Origin of the sequence: Streptomyces sp. NPDC001194, from assembly GCF_042896985.1 — a bacterium.
Lineage (GTDB): Bacteria > Actinomycetota > Actinomycetes > Streptomycetales > Streptomycetaceae > Streptomyces.
In genome coordinates, this window is record NZ_JBIAXU010000001.1 from 583,870 (window position 1) to 603,119 (window position 19,250).

General features: G+C 74.0%; 18 protein-coding genes. 5 read left to right on the plus strand and 13 right to left on the minus strand.

Annotated features, from left to right (window positions below):
• Positions 1-89 precede the first annotated feature (89 nt).
• Both ACFY1T_RS02775 and ACFY1T_RS02780 read right to left on the minus strand, forming a co-directional pair.
• The gene (locus ACFY1T_RS02775; protein ID WP_030865191.1) at positions 90-1,283 is read right to left on the minus strand and encodes a glutathionylspermidine synthase family protein; all 1,194 of its coding nucleotides are present in this window, start codon (positions 1,281-1,283) and stop codon (positions 90-92) included.
• A gap of 6 nt (positions 1,284-1,289) precedes the next feature.
• Complete coding sequence (locus tag ACFY1T_RS02780) at positions 1,290-1,619, minus strand: hypothetical protein (RefSeq protein ID WP_390786680.1); 330 nt, start codon at positions 1,617-1,619, stop codon at positions 1,290-1,292.
• 97 nt (positions 1,620-1,716) lie between these two features.
• Here ACFY1T_RS02780 and ACFY1T_RS02785 point away from each other — a divergent pair, with 97 nt between their 5' ends.
• Positions 1,717-2,568 carry a hypothetical protein gene (locus ACFY1T_RS02785; protein WP_390786681.1) on the plus strand — a complete coding sequence of 284 codons (852 nt, stop codon included), beginning with the start codon at positions 1,717-1,719 and terminating at the stop codon, positions 2,566-2,568.
• A gap of 26 nt (positions 2,569-2,594) precedes the next feature.
• Here ACFY1T_RS02785 and ACFY1T_RS02790 read toward each other — a convergent pair whose 3' ends face one another.
• Complete coding sequence (locus ACFY1T_RS02790; RefSeq protein ID WP_390786682.1) at positions 2,595-4,046, minus strand: PLP-dependent aminotransferase family protein; 1,452 nt, start codon at positions 4,044-4,046, stop codon at positions 2,595-2,597.
• Between the two features lie 46 nt (positions 4,047-4,092).
• On the opposite strand from ACFY1T_RS02790, the gene ACFY1T_RS02795 reads away from it, so the two are divergent.
• Positions 4,093-4,596, plus strand: coding sequence for a carboxymuconolactone decarboxylase family protein (locus tag ACFY1T_RS02795; RefSeq protein WP_030864199.1), 504 nt, complete (start codon positions 4,093-4,095; stop codon positions 4,594-4,596).
• Positions 4,597-4,654: 58 nt separating this feature from the next.
• Here the strand turns inward: ACFY1T_RS02795 and ACFY1T_RS02800 are convergent, their stop codons facing one another.
• The 6 genes from ACFY1T_RS02800 to ACFY1T_RS02825 form a co-directional block, all read right to left on the minus strand.
• A complete protein-coding gene (locus ACFY1T_RS02800) occupies positions 4,655-5,338 on the minus strand; it encodes a hypothetical protein (protein ID WP_390786683.1) in 684 nt (227 codons plus the stop codon).
• A 165-nt stretch (positions 5,339-5,503) separates the two neighbouring features.
• Entirely contained in the window at positions 5,504-5,899 is a 396-nt protein-coding gene (locus ACFY1T_RS02805; protein ID WP_390786684.1) for a hypothetical protein, read from the minus strand.
• Positions 5,889-7,658: a hypothetical protein gene (locus ACFY1T_RS02810; RefSeq protein ID WP_390786685.1), complete on the minus strand. Its 1,770-nt coding sequence runs from the start codon at positions 7,656-7,658 to the stop codon at positions 5,889-5,891. Before ACFY1T_RS02810 ends, ACFY1T_RS02805 begins: the two co-directional genes overlap by 11 nt.
• 174 nt (positions 7,659-7,832) lie before the next feature.
• Entirely contained in the window at positions 7,833-8,822 is a 990-nt protein-coding gene (locus ACFY1T_RS02815; RefSeq protein WP_030864208.1) for a malate dehydrogenase, read from the minus strand.
• 302 nt (positions 8,823-9,124) lie between these two features.
• Entirely contained in the window at positions 9,125-9,649 is a 525-nt protein-coding gene (locus tag ACFY1T_RS02820) for a DUF3017 domain-containing protein (RefSeq protein ID WP_390786686.1), read from the minus strand.
• Complete coding sequence (locus tag ACFY1T_RS02825; RefSeq protein WP_390786687.1) at positions 9,639-10,502, minus strand: bifunctional methylenetetrahydrofolate dehydrogenase/methenyltetrahydrofolate cyclohydrolase; 864 nt, start codon at positions 10,500-10,502, stop codon at positions 9,639-9,641. The genes ACFY1T_RS02820 and ACFY1T_RS02825 overlap by 11 nt, the downstream gene beginning before the upstream one ends.
• Before the next feature lie 281 nt (positions 10,503-10,783).
• On the opposite strand from ACFY1T_RS02825, the gene ACFY1T_RS02830 reads away from it, so the two are divergent.
• Positions 10,784-11,440 (plus strand): hypothetical protein, encoded by a 657-nt coding sequence (locus ACFY1T_RS02830; RefSeq protein ID WP_390786688.1) that lies wholly within the window; start codon positions 10,784-10,786, stop codon positions 11,438-11,440.
• An 81-nt stretch (positions 11,441-11,521) separates the two neighbouring features.
• On the opposite strand, the gene purH is transcribed toward ACFY1T_RS02830, so the two are convergent.
• Both purH and purN read right to left on the minus strand, forming a co-directional pair.
• Positions 11,522-13,111, minus strand: a complete 1,590-nt coding sequence (purH, locus tag ACFY1T_RS02835) for a bifunctional phosphoribosylaminoimidazolecarboxamide formyltransferase/IMP cyclohydrolase (RefSeq protein ID WP_390786689.1) — start codon at positions 13,109-13,111, stop codon at positions 11,522-11,524.
• Positions 13,108-13,731, minus strand: coding sequence for a phosphoribosylglycinamide formyltransferase (purN, locus tag ACFY1T_RS02840; protein WP_390786690.1), 624 nt, complete (start codon positions 13,729-13,731; stop codon positions 13,108-13,110). The genes purH and purN overlap by 4 nt, the downstream gene beginning before the upstream one ends.
• Positions 13,732-14,055: 324 nt before the next feature.
• Between purN and ACFY1T_RS02845 the strand changes: the two genes are divergently transcribed.
• The gene (locus tag ACFY1T_RS02845) at positions 14,056-14,685 is read left to right on the plus strand and encodes a hypothetical protein (RefSeq protein WP_390786691.1); all 630 of its coding nucleotides are present in this window, start codon (positions 14,056-14,058) and stop codon (positions 14,683-14,685) included.
• Positions 14,686-14,701: 16 nt separating this feature from the next.
• Here the strand turns inward: ACFY1T_RS02845 and ACFY1T_RS02850 are convergent, their stop codons facing one another.
• Complete coding sequence (locus ACFY1T_RS02850; RefSeq protein ID WP_390786692.1) at positions 14,702-16,357, minus strand: DUF6350 family protein; 1,656 nt, start codon at positions 16,355-16,357, stop codon at positions 14,702-14,704.
• A gap of 123 nt (positions 16,358-16,480) precedes the next feature.
• On the opposite strand from ACFY1T_RS02850, the gene ACFY1T_RS02855 reads away from it, so the two are divergent.
• Entirely contained in the window at positions 16,481-18,259 is a 1,779-nt protein-coding gene (locus ACFY1T_RS02855; protein ID WP_390786693.1) for a helix-turn-helix domain-containing protein, read from the plus strand.
• A gap of 87 nt (positions 18,260-18,346) precedes the next feature.
• Here ACFY1T_RS02855 and sucD read toward each other — a convergent pair whose 3' ends face one another.
• On the minus strand, positions 18,347-19,237 hold the full coding sequence (gene sucD / locus ACFY1T_RS02860; RefSeq protein ID WP_030154828.1) for a succinate--CoA ligase subunit alpha: 891 nt from the start codon (positions 19,235-19,237) through the stop codon (positions 18,347-18,349).
• Between the last annotated feature and the right edge of the window lie 13 nt (positions 19,238-19,250).

A 19,250-nucleotide genomic window follows, 5' to 3' on the forward strand; every position in this document is an offset into this window, starting at 1 on the left:
CGGGCCGCCCCCCCCCCCCCCCGGCGGGGGGGGCCCGCGGCGGGGGGGGGGGGCCGGGGGGGGGGCCCCCCCCCCACGGCGGGACGGCGCTACAGGATGACGTGGGGCAGGAAGCGGGCGTACTCGTCCGTGACCGGGCCCGCCGATTCGCGGATGCCCAGGCCCGCGGCCTCCTCCTCGACGACCCAGGCGCCGAGCACCACGCGGTTGCCGTCGAAGTCGGGGAGCGGGGCCAGGCCCTGGAAGACGTACGTCTCCCCCTCGTCCGGCGTGAACGGCTCGTCGCCGCCGGCCGGGTGCAGGGTGACCCCGGCGCCCTCGCGGCCCAGCAGCGGCTTCGCCGCGTACCCGGTGGTCCGCGCGAGCTCGCGCGGGCCGTCGAGGTAGGCGGGCAGCAGGTTCGGGTGCTCCGGGAAGAGCTCCCACAAGATCGCCAGCAGCGCCTTGTTGGAGAGCAGCATCTTCCACAGCGGCTCGATCCACGTGGTGGTCCCCGAGCCGCCGCCGTGGTCGTACGTGCCGAGGACCTGCGGGGCGAAGGGGTCGGTGACCAGCCATTCCCACGGGTAGAGCTTGAAGCAGCTGCGGATGAAGCCGAGCCCCCGGTCGACGAACCGGCCCGACAGGCTGTCCCAGCCGATCTGCTCGACGGACAGCTCCACGGTCGCCAGGCCCGCCTGCTCGGCGGTCTCCTGGAGGTAGGCGACCGTCATCAGGTCCTCGCCGAGCTCGTCCGTCTCGGAGTGCGCGAAGTGGACCGGGCCGGGCGGCAGCAGTTCCGCCTGCCGGCGCCAGGCTTCGACGAGCCGCTCGTGGAGGGAGTTCCACTGGTCGGCGCCGGGGAAGCGCTCCTCCATCCAGAACCACTGCGGACTGGCCGCCTCCACGAGGGACGTGGGGGTGTCGGCGTTGTACTCCAGCATCTTGGCCGGACCGCCGGCTCCGTCGTAGCGCAGGTCGAACCGGCCGTAGAGGGAGGGCTGTTCGGCCCGCCGGCGCCAGGACTCGGCGATGAGGGCGGCCAGCTTCGGGTCGGTGATGCCCAGGTCGGCGAAGCGGTCGTGCTCGACGATGTGCGCGGCCGCGGCCAGGCACATGGCGTGCAGCTCCTCGACGACGTTCTCCAGCGCCTCCACCTCGGGGAGGGTGAAGGAGTAGTACGCGCTCTCGTCCCAGTAGGGCCGCAGGGAGTCGTCGGGGTAGCGGGTGAGGGGGTAGATCAACCCCTGCTCCTCGACCTTCTTCTGCCAGTCGGGGCGCGGCTCGATCGTGTGGCGCTGCACGCTGGATCAGCCGCCCGAGGAGCTCTTGTGGCTGCCGCCGATGCCGCCGCGGGTGACGGCGGACTTGTCGAAGCTGCCGCCGCTGATGCTGTTGTTGCTCGCCACGGATCCGCCGTAGTAGTACGAGCCGCGGCCGCCGCTCTTGCACTCCTTGGTGTTCAGCTTCTCCAGGGTGACGCGGTCCGCGCAGCGCTTGTCGGGCTCGTTGCTGCTGCCGCACGCCACGAGGGCGGCGGCGAGCAGGCCCATGCCGCCGAGGGCGACGCCGCCGGAGCGCATGCGTCGTCGCGTGGTGGTGTTGTCGCCTGTTCTGCTGCCCGTACTGCTGTCGTCCATGGCGGACAGACTAGAACGGGGCGGCGAACCGATGGAATCCGGCCGTCGAAACCCCCTCATGACCTCCATGACCTAGAGTCTTTTCGTGCTCCTTGGGATGGTTTGCGCACTCGGTGCGGCGGTCTGTTTCGGTACGGCGTCGGTACTGCAGGCGATGGCCGCGCGGGCGGCGGAGCCGGGGACCGGGTCCGGCGTGGACGCGGCGCTGCTGCTGCGGGCGGCCCGGCAGTGGCGGTACGTGGTGGGCCTGGGGCTGGACGCGGCCGGTTTCGTCCTCCAGATCGTGGCGCTGCGCAACATCCCGATCTACACGGTGGGGGCGGCGCTGGCGGCGAGCCTCGCGGTGACGGCCGTGGTCTCGGCGCGGCTGCTGCACGTACCGCTGAGCGGGGCCGAGTGGGGCGCGGTGGGGACGGTGTGCGCGGGGCTGGCGATGCTGGCGCTGTCGTCGGGCGAGGAGGGCTCGGGGACGGGGTCGTTCGCGCTGAAACTGGGGCTGCTGGGGGTGGCGGTGCTGGTGCTGCTGGTGGGGGTGGTGGCGGGCGGGCTCCCGGACCGCTCGCGCGCACTGGTCCTCGGCCTCGCGTCGGGGACGGGCTTCGGGGTGGTCGAGGTGTCGGTCCGGCTGATCGACGACGTCTCGCCCGCGACGCTCGCGAACCCGGCTCTGTACGCACTGCTGCTGGGCGGGGCCGCCGGGTTCCTGCTGCTCACCTCGGCGCTCCAGCGCGGCTCGGTGACGACGGCCACGGCGGGCATGGTGCTCGGCGAGACGATCGGCCCGGCGGCGGTGGGCGTGGCCTGGCTCGGCGACACCACCCGTGCGGGCCTGACCTGGCTGGCCGTGCTCGGCTTCGCGGTGGCGGTGGCCGGAGCCCTGGCCCTGGCCCGCTTCGGCGAACCGCCGGCGACCCCGCGACCCGGCACCCCGGACCCCGCCGGAGCCTGACGCCGCCCGGGCGGGACCGGCACGGCTCAGGGCAGGGCGGCCAGCAGGGCCGTCAGCGTCGCCGACCAGGCGCTCGTCGGCGGGGTTCCGTAGCCGACCACCAGGGCCTCCCGCCGCGGGAGTTCCGCGTCCGGGTGGGCGAAGAAGGACAGCGGCACCACCGCCAGGTCCTGCCAGGCCGCGGACCGCAGGGCCGCGGCCTCGGTGCCCTCCGGGAGGTCCAGCACCGCGTGCAGGCCCGCCGCGATGCCCGACACCGCCACCCGGCCGGAGACGGCCTCGACCAGCTCGTCCCGGCGGCGCCGGTACCGCAGCCGCATGCCGCGCACGTGCCGGTCGTACGCCCCGGACCGGATGAACTCCGCCAGCGTCAGCTGGTCCACCGCGCTCGACGTCCAGTCGGTCCGCCCCTTCGCCGCGACGACCTCGTCCAGCAGCCCCGGCGGCACCACCATCCACCCCATCCGCAGCCCCGGGGCGAGCGACTTGCTCGCCGTACCGAGGTAGACCACCCGGTCCGGGTCGAGTCCCTGCAGCGCGCCCACCGACTGGCCGTCGTAGCGGAACTCCCCGTCGTAGTCGTCCTCCACGATGATCCCGCCCGTGCTCCGGGCCCAGTCGACCGCCGCCGCCCGGCGGGCCGGGGTCAGCGCCGCCCCGGTGGGGAACTGGTGCGCGGGGGTCAGCAGCACCGCTCCGGCGCCCGCGCCCGCCGGTCCGGACAGGTCCGGCGTCCGCGCGCCCGCGTCGTCCACCGCGAGCGGCCGCGTCCGCAGCCCCGCCCGCGTCAGCGTCTCCCGGTGCATGTAAAGGCCGTACCCCTCCACCGCCACGTCCCGGACCCGGCGCGCCCGCAACACCCCGGCCAGCAGCATCAGCGCGTGCGCGAACCCCGCGCACAGCACGATCCGCTCCGGGTCCGCGTACACCCCGCGCGCCCGTGCCAGGTACCCGGCGAGCGCCTCCCGCAGCTCCACCCGGCCGCGCGCGTCGACCTGGTACCCGAAGGCGTCGCTCGGCGCGTCCGTCAGCGCCCGCCGGGCCGCCGTCAGCCAGGCGGCGCGCGGGAAGGCCCCCAGGTCCGGGGTGCCGGGCACCAGGCTGTACGAGTGCCGCTTCGGCGAGGGGTGCCGGACGCGGGCGGACCCCGCGGGCCGGAGCGGCCGGGCACGTTCCGCGACCCGGGTGCCCGAGCCCTGGCGGGCCGTCAGCCAGCCCTCGGCGACGAGCTCGGCGTACGCCTCCGCGACCGTGTTCCGCGCGATCCCGAGGTCCGCGGCGAAGGAGCGCGAGGACGGCAGCCGGGTCCCCGGCGCCAGCCGCCCGCTGCGCGCGGCCTCGCGCAGCGCTTCGACGAGCCCGGCGCGCAGGCCGCGCCCGGCGGAGAGGTCCAAGTGCAGGTCGGCGCCGAAATCGGCACCGGGAGCACCGCCCCCGCCACCCGCCCCGGCATCGGAAGTGGCCCAAGATTCCTTCATGGATATGGACCATACGGGCGGGCCGCCTGCTTCTTAAAGTGGACGCATGACCACCACGTACGAAGACACCACCGCACACGCACCCGAGCACACCCCCCGCATGGGCTGGGCCAAGCACGCACCCGAGGTCTACAAGGCGATCGTGAGCCTGGAGATGGCCGCGAGGAAGGGCCTGGACCCGGCCCTGATCGAACTGGTCAAGATCCGCGCCTCGCAGCTCAACCACTGCGCCTTCTGCCTGGACATGCACACCAAGGACGCCATCGCCGGCGGCGAGAGCGTCGAGCGGATCGTGCAGCTGACCGCCCTGGAGGAGTCGCGCCACTTCTACACCGAGAAGGAAGTGGCCGCGCTCGAACTGACCGAGGCCGTGACCGTCCTGACCGAGGGATTCGTTCCCGACGAGGTGTACGAGAAGGCCGCGAAGCACTTCGAGGAGAAGGAGCTCGCCCACCTGATCGCCGTGATCTCGACGATCAACGTCTGGAACCGTTTCGCGGTCACCACCCGCATGGTCCCGGGCCACTACACCCCGGGCATGTTCAAGTAACGGGCAGCCGGACCGGGGATCGACCCCGGTCCGGCCCCCGCCCGGCCCCGGTCCCGCCTCAGCCCGTCCGGAACGAGCCCAGGGCCGCCGCCATCCGCGCGCGGACGGCCTTCTTGTCGGCGGCCGGGCCGAAGCCCATCAGCACCCAGCGGCTGCCGCCGGACGCGACGGTCAGCCGCCCGACGGCGTACACGGTCCCGCCGTCCCCGTCGGGGATCTCGTACACGATCTCGCAGCCGGTGGTGTCCTTCGATTCGAGGGAGATCCGCCGGTAGCCCTCCCGGGTGCTCAGTTCCTTGGTGGTCTCGACCAGGACCTCGCACGGGTTGGCGGGGCCACCGGTGACCGGGAGGACCTGGAGCAGGCTGTCCCGGCCCTGCTCGGGCCGGAACACCGTGCCGGCCGCGGTCGAGGCCACGGACGTGCTGAGCTGCCAGTCGTCCGGGACGGCGACCTGGAAGCCCGCCCCGGCGCTGCGCAGCACCTTGTACCCGTCGGGCAGCTCCGCCGGATCCGCCCTCAGGTACGAGGCCGCCAGCGCGGCCCCGCCCAGGGCCACCGCCACGCCGGCGGCGATGCCCAGCCGCAGCCGCCACCGGCGTGCGGTGCGCCGCGCGGGCGGGGTGTCCCGGGGCTCCCCGTCCGCCGGAGCGGCCCACGGGTTCCGCGGCCCGGTGCCCCGCGGGTGTGCGTCCGGGGGATGAGTGCCCGGCGGATGAGTGCCCGGCGGATGGGCCGGCATCGGCGGGAGCTGCGGCCCCCCGGGCCCCGGCTCCTCACGTCCGGACCCGGTTCCGGGCTCCGGACGCCCTCGCCGGCGCCGCTCCGGGCCTTCCGGCCCTCCCGGGCCCTCCCACTGCTGCGTCCGCGGGTTCCACCGGACGGGGCCGCTCCCCGGGGCCACGGATCACCCCCCGAACGAGGTCAGCAGGGCGGCCAGCGCGGTGGCCGCGCTCACCGAGTCCACCAGTGGCGCCCACCGCTCCAGCGCCCCGCGCAGCCGGGCGGGCAGCCCCGGCCGGACCTCCTCGCCAGCCGACTCCAACTCCTCTGCCGCCGCGTCCAGTTCGGCGTCGAGGGCAGCCCTCCCGTCGCTGCGGGGCAGACGTACGAGGGCCGCGCGGAGGTCCCGTACCGCCTCCAGCAGCTCCTCGGCGGTCGGCCCGGCGACGGCGGCGTCAGCCCCCGAACCGCCTTGGTTGACCGTGCTGTTGCTGACGTCCGTGCCGCCGATGCTGAAGGCGCTCCCGCGTACGTCGCCGATCCGCACCGAGGGCGGCCCGGCGCCTTCGCTATTGGCCACTTCTGCTCCCCTTGCCCGCACGCACGCGCCCGTCCTTCCGGTCCGTGCCGTCCTTGCCCTGGTTCACCGTGCTGTTGTGGCTCACTCCGTTGATGCCGAAGGCGCTGTTGCTCACCGACTGGATGAACACCCCGCCCTCCGCGACGTTGACCGCGCGCTCCGCGAACTCCTCGGTGAGCCAGCCCGCGTCGTGCAGCGCCTGCGTCACACCGCCCACGATGCGCTCCTGGATCGTCTTCACGTACCGGTCCATGTCCATCAGCTGGAACAGCGACAGGTCGCTCTGCGAGGCGAGTTCGCGTACGGACGCGGCCGGTCCCGCCGCGTACGCGACCCCGTGCCCGGCGGTCGCCAGCCGCCACGGGACCCGGCAGGCCCCGCCCAGGGTGGCGAGGGCCACGCCGAGCGAGCCGGGGGCGTTGCTGAGGGCCAGCAGCACCTTGGCGAGGGGGGTGTTGCGGCGGCGGCGCCGGGCGATGTCGTCGGCCCGCTGGAAATCGGGCCGCACCGGCAGCAGCACGTGCGGCGCGACCTCCAGCATGAGCATGCCGCCCTGCGTGTGGACGCGGATGAACACGGTGATGACGAGGTTCTCGTCCCAGCCGCCGATCCGGACGCGCAGGAAGTGCCGGCGCCGCTCGCCGCCTTCCTCGACCGCGGCGGCGCGGTGCCCGGCGAACGCCTCCTGCGAGACGTCGACCGCGTCCACGTCGGGCAGTCCGGCGGCCGGAAGGTACACGCACTCGTCGATGACCAGCTCGCGCAGCCGGTCCAGGACGCTCGCCTCCGCACCCTCGGAGCCGCCCGGCGAGGGCACGCGCAGGGCCTCCAGCCTGGGCCGGATCCGCTCGATGATGCCCGCGTTGTCGAGGCGGCGGGCCTCCTCTCCGGCCCGCGCGCGCAGCTCCACCGTCAGCTGCCACGGCAGACGGGCCTGGCCGGCCCCGCAGAACGGGTTGTCGACGTCGTACAGGACCACCTGCGCGTGCTGCATGCGCGCGATCCGGTCCTGGGCCCGGTGGAAGCGCGGGCCTCCGACCGGATCGGCCTCCTGGTCCGCGTAGTGCGCGCGGCCGAGCTTGGTGCCGATGGTCTGCGCGAAGTGCCCGCGCTGGAAGTAGACGAGCACCGTGACCAGCACGCCGACCAGCACGAGCGACCACGAGTAGACCTCCCCGTAGTACTGGCCGATCCTGGGCAGCAGCATGAGGATGCCGAGCGGGTCGTGCTCGAAGAGGTATCCCACGTAGTCGCCGAGGAAGCTCAGGTCGGGGTTCCCCCTGCCGCCCATCTCGACCGGGAAGCCGCTGATGTCGTCCGTGAACAAGCCGCGGAGCACGCCCCACAGGATCCTGCCGAGGAGGAAGGCTGCGCAGCCGCGCAGGATCCACTCGAAGATCCGGCCGCCGCGGCCGGTCCGCTCGCGGCGCTTCTTGATCCGGCCGGCCCCGCTCAGGAGCAGCGCCGGGACGAGCAGGAAGAAGAAGAACGAGCGGGTGAGGAGGAGGCCGAGCGCCCACGCCGCGACGATCCCCGCCGACCAGGCCACCTCGGTGCGCAGGGCGCGCAGGGCGTGGGCGAGGACGCGGGAGGCGTCGAACCCGTAGGAGGGTGCGGGGAACCGCTCCTCGTGGACGTAGAGCTCCTCGATCACCCGGTCGCGGTAGGCGGGGTCGAGGTAGGTGCCTGCGCACAGGAGGCGTCCCGCCTCCGTCGCCGCCGGGTCCACGGGGGCCCTGCCGTCGGGTGTGCCACTCACGCGTTCTCCTCGCTCGGGAGGAGGGCAACCGTACGGCGCGCGGGGCGCGCGTAAACAGGGTGCTTCACGCCAAAAAGCCCCGGCGCGCACGCCGGGGCCTTTCAGATGTCGCAGGATCGCGTTCGGCCGGGCCGGCCGGCCCTTCGCAGGGCCGGCCGGGTCCCGTCCGACCGGTCAGATCAGGCCGAGCTCGCGGACCGCGTCGCGCTCCTCGACGAGCTCCGCCACGGACGCGTCGATGCGCGTGCGGGAGAACTCGTTGATGTCCAGGCCCTGGACGATCTCGTACTTGCCGTCCTTGGTGGTGACGGGGAAGGAGGAGATGATGCCCTCCGGGACGCCGTAGGAGCCGTCCGACGGGATGCCCATGGAGGTCCAGTCGCCCGCGGCGGTGCCGTTGACCCACGTGTGGACGTGGTCGATGGCGGCGTTCGCGGCCGAGGCGGCCGAGGACGCGCCGCGGGCCTCGATGATCGCGGCGCCGCGCTTGGCGACGGTCGGGATGAAGGTGTCGGCGAGCCACAGCTCGTCGCTGACGACCTCGGCGGCGTTCTTGCCGGCGATCTCCGCGTGGAAGATGTCCGGGTACTGGGTCGCCGAGTGGTTGCCCCAGATGGTGAGGCGCTTGATGTCGGAGACGGCGGCGCCGGTCTTGGCGGCCAGCTGCGAGATCGCGCGGTTGTGGTCGAGGCGGGTCATCGCGGTGAAGCGCTCGGCCGGTACGTCCGGGGCCGCGGCCTGCGCGATGAGCGCGTTGGTGTTGGCCGGGTTGCCGACGACGAGGACCTTGATGTCGTCCGCGGCGTGGTCGTTGATGGCCTTGCCCTGCGGCTTGAAGATGCCGCCGTTGGCGGAGAGCAGGTCGCCGCGCTCCATGCCCTTGGTGCGCGGGCGGGCGCCCACGAGCAGGGCGACGTTCGCACCCTCGAAGCCCGCGTTCGGGTCGTCGAAGATGTCGATGCCCTTGAGCAGCGGGAAGGCGCAGTCGTCGAGCTCCATGGCGGTGCCCTCGGCGGCCTTCATCCCCTGGGGGATCTCCAGGAGGCGGAGCTTGACCGGCACGTCCGCGCCGAGCAGGTGACCGGACGCGATGCGGAAGAGCAGCGCGTAGCCGATCTGGCCGGCGGCGCCGGTGACGGTGACATTCACGGGAGTGCGGGTCATGGCCTTCTCCGTTAGACAGCTGGCGGTGGGGCGTCGCTGCCCCATGTGCTGGCGGACGCCGCTCCCCTGCGAATCTTGACGTGAAGAGACATCCGGCGTCAGGCTATCCGACCTTCCGGCGGCCCAATCCCCCGGTCCGTGTGGTGCAGGGCACACGGACCGGGAGTTCGAAGGCGCGGAGGGGGATTTCCCCGCTCTTTTCGACCGCCGGACACCGCCGGACGGGTGTACGAGCGGGTGCGAGTACGTCAGGTGCCGCGGCCCCGCCGGGCACCCCGCCGGGCGCCCCGGCGGCGGCCGGGTCAGCGCACCGTGAAGCGGACCGCGTCCTCCAGGAACGGGATGTCCAGCCACGGTTTGGGTTCCATCACCAGCGCGAGCAGCGTGATGGCCACGCCCAGCAGCCCGTACGTGACCATGTCGGTGAACCGGGAGCGCACCGCGAGCATCCCCACCTGCGGCAGTACGCGCCGCAGCACGGAGGCCGCGATCAGGGCCACGCCGATCACCAGGACGCCGAAGCGGGGGTGGTTCAGCGCGGTCAGGAGCAGTCCGACCGCGGTGGCCGCGAGCACGCTGAGCATCGGCCACTGGCGGGCCGCGAGGGCGTCACCGGGCGCGGCACGGCCGTGCCCCTCGGGGCGGGCGGTGTCCTTGGTGATGGAGGGGAAGCGGCGCGACTTGGCGGCATCGGGCCCGGCTCCGGGGCCCGCGGGCCCGGAGCCGGCGCCGACCGCGGCATCCGCGGGCCCGGCTTCGGCGCCGGCGGGCCCGGCGCCGGGGCCGGACTCCGCGCCGGTCGCCTCCGCCTCGTGCTCAGCCCGCACTGGTCGACGTCCGTTCCGCCGCCTCGACGACGTTCACGAGCAGCTGCGCCCGCGTCATCGGGCCGACACCGCCCGGGTTCGGGGAGATCCAGCCGGCCACCTCGGCGACGCCCGGGTGCACGTCGCCGACGATCTTGCCGTTCTCGTCGCGGCTGACGCCCACGTCCACGACGGCCGCGCCGGGCTTCACGTCCTCCGGCTTGACCAGGTGCGGGACGCCCGCGGCCGCCACGATGATGTCCGCCTGGCGCAGCTGGGCCGCCAGGTCGCGGGTGCCGGTGTGGCACAGGGTGACGGTGGCGTTCTCCGACTTGCGGGTCAGCAGCAGGCCCATGGAGCGCCCGACGGTGATGCCGCGGCCGAGGAGCACCACGTGCGCTCCGTTGATCTCGATGCCGTGGTGGCGCAGCAGCTGCACGATCCCGTACGGGGTGCAGGGCAGCGGGCCCGGCTCGTTCAGCACCAGCCGCCCGAGGGACATCGGGTGCAGGCCGTCGGCGTCCTTGGCCGGGTCCATCAGCTCCAGGACCCGGTTGGTGTCGATGCCCTTGGGGAGCGGGAGTTGGACGATGTAGCCGGTGCACTCCGGGTTCGCGTTGAGTTCCCGTACGACCGCCTCGATGTCCTCCTGGGAGGCCGTCGCGGGCAGTTCGCGCTGGATGGACGCGATGCCGACCTCGGCGCAGTCCTTGTGCTTGCCGTTGACGTACCAGCGGCTGCCCGGGTCGTCGCCGACCAGCAGGGTGCCGAGGCCGGGGGTGATGCCCCGGGCCTTGAGCGCCGCCACGCGGGCGGTCAGTTCGGACTTGATCGCGGCGGCGGTGGCCTTGCCATCGAGAATCTGGGCGGTCATGGCCCCATCCTCCCGGATGGACCGGCTTCGCTTCCAGTCGCGGGCCCGGCCGGGCGCCCGGTCCCGGGCCCGGGCGGGCGCTCCGCAACGGGCTTGACCCGTTCATTGCACTTGCACAACAAGTCACCGGCCCGGCGCGCCGTCGCTGGACAACTCCGGTCCGGGCGGACCACGATGGCGTAAAGAGTGCCGCGGGCAGTGCCGGGGGGCGTACCGCACACAGCAGTGATTCCTCCGTGCGTGCCGTGCGTCCCCGCACTTCCACGGAGGAACACCCCAAGATGAGCTTCGGCGACCCGAACAACCCGTACGGGCAGCAGCAGCCGCCGGCCCCGCAGGGCCAGCCCGGCTACGGATACCCGAACCAGGCCCCGCAGGGCATTCCGCCGCAGGGCGGCTACGCCTACCCGCAGCAGGCCCCGCAGGGCCAGCCAGGCTACGGATACCCGAACCAGGCCTACCCGGCCGGCCCCGGCGGCTACCCGGGCATGCCCATGCAGATGCCGGGTGTGCTGAAGACCGCGCGCGTGCTCCTCTTCATCATCGCGGCCATTCAGCTGATCGTCGGCGCGTTCGCCCTGCTGGGGGCGGCGTTCCTCTCCAGCGCGGACTCCGCCAGCGGCCTGGGCAGCAGCGACTCGGGCCAGATGGCCGCCGGCCTGATCGCCGTCATCGCCCTGATCGCCATCGGCTTCGCCGTGTGGGCGATCGTCCTCGGCGTGAAGTTCGGCAAGGGCGGCAACGCCACCCGGATCACGACGATCGTGTACGCCGTCCTCTTCCTGCTCAGCAGCCTCGCCAACTTCGCGAACGTCAGCAGCAACGGCACCGCGGGCGCGGCTGCGGGCGGCGTGATCGGCCTCGCCATCGGCGTGGTCATCCTGATCGCCGCGGTCAACAAGGACTCGGTGGCCTGGTTCAACCGCCCGCGCTACTGATCCGCGCAGGGCCACAGGAGATGCGGCGAAGGCCGCCACCCGTGAGGGGTGGCGGCCTTCGCCGTGTGCGGGGAGCCGGACTCAGTGGAAGAAGTGCCGGGTCCCGGTGAAGTACATGGTCACGCCGGCCGCCTTCGCGGCCTCGACGACCTGCTCGTCACGGACCGAACCGCCCGGCTGGACCACGGCCTTGATGCCGGCGGCGGTCAGGATCTCCAGCCCGTCCGGGAACGGGAAGAAGGCGTCGGAGGCGGCGTACGAGCCCTGCGCGCGCTCGGCGCCCGCCCGCTCGACGGCCAGCTTCGCCGAGTCCACGCGGTTGACCTGGCCCATGCCGACGCCGACCGAGGCGCCGTCCTTGGCGAGCAGGATCGCGTTGGACTTGACGGCCCGGCAGGCCTTCCACGCGAAGGCGAGCTCGGCGAGTTCCTCCGCGGAGAGGGCGTCGCCGGTGGCGAGGGTCCAGTTCGCCGGGTCGTCGCCCTCGGCCTGGAAGAGGTCGGACTGCTGGAGCAGCGCGCCGCCGGAGATCGGCTTCAGGTCGCCCGGCTGGTGCGGGGTGCCGTCGACCTTCAGGACGCGGATGTTCTTCTTCTTGGCCAGGATCTCGACCGCGCCGTCCTCGTACGCGGGGGCCGCGATGACCTCGGTGAAGATCTCCGCGACCTGCTCGGCGAGCTCGACGGTCACCGGGCGGTTGACGGCGATGACGCCGCCGAAGGCCGACAGCGGGTCGCAGGCGTGCGCCTTGCGGTGCGCGGCGGCGACGTCCGCGCCGACGGCGATGCCGCACGGGTTGGCGTGCTTGATGATCGCGACGCAGGGCTCTTCGTGGTCGTACGCGGCGCGGCGGGCGGCCTCGGTGTCCACGTAGTTGTTGAAGGACATCTCCTTGCCGTGCAGCTGCTCGGCGTTGGCGAGCCCGCCCGGCTGGCCGTCGGTGTAGAGGGCCGCGGCCTGGTGCGGGTTCTCGCCGTAGCGCAGGGTGGACTTGCGGTCCCAGGCGCCGGCCAGGAACTCGGGGAGCACGGCCTCCGGCTCCGGGGCGTACGCATTCGTGAACCAGGAGGCCACGGCGACGTCGTACGCGGCGGTGTGCTGGAAGGCCTCGGCGGCCAGCCGCTTGCGCGCGGTGAGGTCGAAGCCGCCGCCCTGGGCCGCGGCGAGGACGTCGGCATACCGGGCGGGGCTGGTGACGACGGCGACCGAGGGGTGGTTCTTGGCGGCGGCGCGGACCATCGACGGGCCGCCGATGTCGATCTGCTCGACGCACTCGTCGGGGGTGGCGCCGGAGGCGACGGTCTCCCGGAAGGGGTAGAGGTTGACGATCACCAGGTCGAAGGGCTCGATGCCGAGCTCGGTGAGCTGGTTGCGGTGGTCCTCCAGGCGCAGGTCGGCGAGGATGCCGGCGTGCACGCGCGGGTGCAGGGTCTTGACCCGGCCGTCCAGGCACTCGGGGAAGCCGGTGAGCTCCTCGACCTTGGTGACGGGCACGCCGGCCGCGGCGATCCTGGAGGCGGTGGAGCCGGTGGAGACGAGCGCGACGCCCGCCTCGTGCAGGCCGCGTGCCAGCTCCTCCAGTCCCGTCTTGTCGTAGACACTGACGAGCGCGCGCCGGATCGGTCGCTTCGACGAGCTCGACGAGGTGGTGCTGCTCTCTACGGCGGTCACTGGATTGTTACCTTTCGTCCCTCAATGCGGTAGCCGTGCCGGGCCAGGCGCCCCACGACATCGACGAGCAGCTGGCGCTCGACTTCCTTGATGCGCTCGTGCAGAGCGGCTTCGTCGTCCCCGTCCCGGACCTCGACCACACCCTGGGCGATGATCGGACCGGTGTCCACGCCGGCGTCCACGAAGTGGACCGTGCAGCCGGTGACCTTCGCGCCGTAGGCGAGGGCGTCCCGTACGCCGTGCGCTCCCGGGAAGGCCGGGAGGAGGGCGGGGTGGGTGTTGACGAAGCGGCCGCCGAAGCGGCCGATGAACGAGGCGCCCACGATCTTCATGAACCCGGCGGACACGACGAGGTCCGGCGCGTGGGCGGCGGTCGCCTCGGTGAGGGCGGCGTCCCACTCCTCGCGGGTCGCGTACGCCTTGACCGGGCACACGAAGGTGGGGATCCCGGCCTTCTCGGCCCGCTCCAGGCCGGCGATGCCCTCGCGGTCGGCCCCCACGGCGACGACTTCGGCACCGAAGCCCTCGGATCCGCCGGGGTGGGCGTCGATGGCGTCGAGCAGGGCCTGGAGGTTGGTGCCGGAACCGGAGACCAGCACGACCAGGCGGGAGGCGGCCATGGGAGGCCCTTTCTGCGGGAATGCGTCCATACGCACGTCACGTGGTGTCACGCACCGGGCGTACATCTTGTGTGATCGGACGAAAGCGAGGTGCCCCTGAATACGGGTGACCCTACGAAGCCGCCGACCGCCTGCAACGATACCGGCACACCGGACCGCCCCCGAGGGACGGGGGGACGGGCGAGAGGTAGCGTCTGGCGTACAAGCCGCATACGGCACGGTGCGCCGCACCGTGCCACACGTCAACAGCCCTTCGACGCACGCCGCTCACGAGGCCCGCGACGTCCCGAGGACGTCCACGACACAGGGGAAGTAACGCACTCGATGCCGGATCGCCGCCAGCCCGACTCCTCCACCGACGACAACCCCTTCGCGGCTCCCCCGGAAGGCCGGCCCGACCAGCCGTGGCAGCCGCGCGGCAACGGCGACGGCGGCGGCGGTGACGGCCGCCCGGGCCAGGACCCCGGATCCGGCCCCGGCGGGCCGGCGCGCTGGGACCCGACGGACCCGATCCAGCGGCGGGCCCGGTACGCGCTGCTGGCCGGCATGTGGGGCTTCTTCTTCGGGATCTTCGGGATCCCGTCGGTGGGGCTGCTGCTCGGTGCGCTCGCCATGTACTGGGGGATCAGCGGGCTTCGCGCGAAGCCCGCGGCGCCGGACCCCGCGTCCGCGGTGGACGCCCTGACGGGCCGTGCCCCCGCTCCCGCCCCCGCTCCCCAGGGGGGCCTGGCCGCCCTCGGGCCGGCGGCGCGCCCGCAGCGGACGGCGGCGATCGGCGGGCTGGTCACGGCCTCGCTGGCGATCCTGCTGGCGCTGAGCTCGTACGGCCTCCAGCTGGCCTACAAGGACTTCTACGTCTGCCGTGAGGACGCCCTCACGAAGTCGGCGGAACTGCAGTGCAACAACCTGCTGCCGGACAACGTGCTGGGCAAGATCCTGAAGGTGCAGCAGTAGGACCGGCGGCGCCGGTTCAGTCCTGCGGCTTGCGGCGGGGCAGTACGCGGGCGCCGGCCACGGGCGCGACGAGGGGCCGCGGCGCCGCCTCCGCCGGAGCCGTGGGGGCCGTCGGGAGCGGAACCGGAACGGGCGTCAGGTCCAGGTGAATCCCCGTCACGACGGTGAGCCGTCGGGGCGGTTTGGACGCGGCGGCCGGAACCGGTTCGGCCGGCGCGGGGACCGGTTCGGCCGGAGCCCGGAACGGTTCGGCCGGGACCGCTTCGGCCGGAGCCTGGGCCCGGGGCGGGTCCTGGGGCAGGTCCGGTACGAGGGCGCCCGCCGCCCGGCGCAGGGCCTCCCAGCGCAGTTCCCGTACGCCGCTGTCGTGCCACTCGTCGTCCGCGTCCGGCGCGAGGGCGCCCGCCTGCCGGGCGGGCCGGGTCCGCCAGGAGTGCACCGCCACCGCGACCGGGACCGCCGGAAGCAGGGTCCAGGCGAAGGCCGCCCCGCCGACCGCCCACCACACCGGGCCGAAGCTCGCCAGCCCCCGGGAGCCGAGCGGCCCCGAGGAGGCCGCCGCGAGCCCGGCCAGCAGCAGCGCGCACACCAGGGCGCCCAGAGCCGCCGTCAGGGCGGTTTCCTTGTACGAGACTTCACGCGCCCGGCGTACGGCGAACCACCCGACCGCCAGCCCGGCCAGCAGCGGCACGCCGGTGGTCGCGCAGGTCAGCAGGGTTCCGGGGCCCTCCGGGGGCAGCGCCGCCAGCAGCGGGAACCTCGGGAGCGCGGGCGAGCCGGCGAAGCCGAGCGGGGTCGCGGTCGCACCGGCGCCGAGGGCGAAGCCGGGGCCGAGGGAGTAGGCGGCGCCCCACACCATGGCGTTCGGGAGCAGCGCGAGGGACAGGAGCAGGACCGCGAAGCGGCCCGACCAGACCCCGGTCAGCGCCAGGAAGGACGCCTGCACCTCGGCGGCGTGCCAGGCGAGCGAGGCCCCGACGAGCAGCGCGCCGCCGCCCAGCAGCACGAGGGCTCCCGCGGCTCCGGCGCGCAGCGCGAGGGGGTACCGGGGGCGGGCGGCGGCCCGGCGTACGGCACCGGGGACCCAGTGCGGCAGCGGCCCGACGGGGCGCCCCTTGGCCGCCCAGACCCCGCCGGCGGCGGCGAGCACGGCGACGAGCGGTACGTGCCAAGCGGCACTGAGCGGGTCGGCGGGCATCGGCCCGGCGGCCGCGTAGACGGTCGCCAGGGAGCCGACGGTGAGATATCCGCAGGTCACGGCGGAGAAGACGGCGGAGGCGGGCAGCACTTCATCCCCGTCCCCGCCGTCCCCCGAGGCGCTGCCGAGCCGCGCCGCCCGGCGCATGAGCAGTGCGGGCAGCGCGACGAGCAGCAGCGGGATCACGCCCACGGGAGCCGGCACCCCGGAGAGGGTGTCGTACCGGACGAGCTCGGTCCCGTGGGCGAGCAGCCAGAGCCCGGCGGCCAGGTGCAGGGCGCCGCCGGGGCCGCTGTCGGGGTAGGGGGAGCTGATCCAGAGCACGATGACGAGCACGGCGAGGAAGCCGAGCCCGAGCCCGGCGGCGACGGCCCCGCCCAGCACGCAGGCGGCGGCGGCCGGCGAACGGCGCCGCCCGGCGGCGGCCCGGGGGGCCGCCGGCAACGGGGTCCCGCGTTCGGTCACTTGGGTCACCCCGCCATGGTGCCAACGACACGCGCTATGGGCGGGTAACAGGCGAATGTCCGTGGTGTCGCTCAATATACGTTTTATGTACTTTTTCGCCCAGGTCCGTCGGCAGGTCACCGGGAGCGAGGCATGACAGAGAGCGTCGAGGAGCCGAAGCTCCCCTCGCCCAAGGAGCGCCGCAGGCTGCGCGAGGCGGCGGGCCTGACGTACGAGGCCGTCGCGACGGCGGTGGGCGTCCGGGCCAGCACGGTCCGCTCCTGGGAATCGGACCGCACCCACCCCCGGGGCCGCAAGCTCGATGCCTACGCCGCCCTCCTGAGCTCTCTTGCCCCGACGCCCCCGGACGAGGACGAGGGCGAGGACGCGGCGCCCTCAGCCGCGGCCTGCGCCGGAACGCGGGACGCCTCCGCCGGAGCGGCCCCCGGCGGTACGCCCGCGGGTCGTCCGGGCCACGAGGTCGACCGGGGCGCCGGAGGCGGGGCCCGGGGCGGGGCCCCGGTGGGGCTGCCCCTGGGGCTGCGGCCCTTCGGCATGAGCGGGGCCGGGCTGCGGACCCGGCCGCCGGTCGCGGCCAAACGGGCCGCGAAGCCGCCCAAGGCCGTGCCGCGCCACGAGGCGAGGTACACCGTGAAGGCCACCGCCCGGGCCATCGGCACGCCCGGCCGCGCGACGTTCGGGCGCAGCGCCGCCGCCGAAGCGGAGCCACCGGCGCCCGACCACCCGCCCGCCGAAGGCCCGGCGGTCTCCCCCGGAGGGTGCGAGCAGCCCCCGTCCGGCCCGGAGGGCCAGGGGCACACGTCCGGCCCCGGGGGCGGACGGGCGCCCACCGGAGCGACCACGACCGGGGCCGGCGGGCACCCGGCGCACCCGGCCGGGCCCGCGCCCGGCGAGGCGGCCGGGCCGGTCACGCAGGAAGCCGCGGCCGGGCCGGTCACCGAGGAAGCCGCGGCCGGGACGGGCCTTGCCGGAACAGCGGCCGGGACGGTCCCTGCGGGAGCCGCGGCCGACGGAGCCGACTCGGTCGGGCCGGCGGTTGCCGAAGCCGCCGGGCCGGCCCCGACCGGGGACACGACCGCCGGGCCGGCGCCCGCGCCGCCCGGGCCCGGGGCCGTGTTCGACGCGCTGTACCGGTACTCCGCGCCCGCCCTCGCGCGGCAGGCGTACCTGCTCACCGGCCGCCGCCGGCTCGCCGAGGAGGCCGTCGAGCGGGCCTTCCAGCAGGCCTGGGTGCGGTGGCCCGAGGTGGCCGCGGATCCCGACCCCGTCGGCTGGGTGCGCGCGGCCGTGTACGAGTACGCCCTCTCCCCCTGGCACGGGTTCCGCCGCGCCCACAAGCACCCCGACAAGGCTCCCGCCGCCCCCGCCGACCGGATCCTGATGGACGCCATGCTGGCGCTCCCGCCGGCCCACCGCCGTACGGTCCTGCTCTACGACGGCGTCGGCCTCGACCTCCCGGACACCGCCGCCGAGACCGAGGCCAGCACGCCCACCGCCGGCAACCGCCTCCTGCACGCGCACGACGCCCTCGCCGACCGCATCCCGGAGCTGGCCGCCGCGCCCCCCGAGAAGCAGTCCGCGGTGCTGCGCGAGCGGCTCGGCGCGGTCACTCCGGCCGTGCCGCTGGAACCCCGCCCGGCCGCCACCGTGCGCATGGCCGCCGAGTACCGGGCCACGCGCTGGACCCGCGCGTTCCTCGGCCTGACCGCCGTGATCGCCGTGGCGACCGCCTACACCACCGCCACCGCGCCCCGTCAGTACGAGCCCCCCATCGCGCCCGGCGCGAGCGTCTCCGGGGTCCCCCCGCTCGCCGGCCCCCAGCGGCTCACCGACGAGACCCGGCAGCTGCGCGAGAAACTCCGCTCGCACCCGGCCCACCGGCCCGAGCGGATCGCCCCCAGCCTGGAGTGACAACGCGAACGGGCGTGGCCCGCACCCCACTCGGGGATGCGGGCCACGCCCGTACAGCCGTACGCGTACGTACGGCGGCGGCAAGCTTTACTTCGCGGCGTTCAGGATCTCGCGCGCCAGCTTGGCGGTCTCGGTCGGCGTCTTGCCGACCTTGACGCCGGCGGCCTCGAGGGCCTCCTTCTTGGCCTGCGCGGTGCCGGAGGAGCCGGAGACGATGGCGCCGGCGTGGCCCATGGTCTTGCCCTCGGGGGCGGTGAAGCCCGCGACGTAGCCGACGACCGGCTTGGTGACGTTCTTCGCGATGAAGTCCGCCGCACGCTCCTCGGCGTCGCCGCCGATCTCGCCGATCATGACGATCAGCTCGGTGTCCGGGTCGGCCTCGAAGGCCTCCAGGGCGTCGATGTGCGTGGTGCCGATGACCGGGTCGCCACCGATGCCGACGGCGGAGGTGAAGCCGATGTCACGGAGCTCGTACATCATCTGGTAGGTCAGCGTGCCGGACTTGGACACGAGACCGATCTTGCCGGGCTTGGTGATGTCGCCCGGGATGATGCCGGCGTTGGACTGGCCGGGGGTGATCAGACCCGGGCAGTTCGGGCCGATGATCCGGGTCTTGTTGCCCTTGGCGGTCGCGTACGCCCAGAAGGCGGCGGAGTCGTGCACCGCGATGCCCTCGGTGATGACGACGGCGAGCGGGATCTCGGCGTCGATCGCCTCGACGACGGCGGCCTTGGCGAAGGCCGGCGGGACGAAGAGGACGGAGACGTTGGCGCCCGTCTCCTTCATCGCCTCGGCGACGGAGCCGAAGACCGGGACCTCGGTGCCGTCGAAGTCGACGGTGGTGCCGGCCTTGCGCGGGTTCACGCCACCGACGATGTTGGTGCCGTCAGCCAGCATCAGCTTGGTGTGCTTCATGCCCGTGGCACCGGTCATGCCCTGGACGATGACCTTGCTGTCCTTGTTGAGGAAGATAGCCATGTGAGTCTGTGAC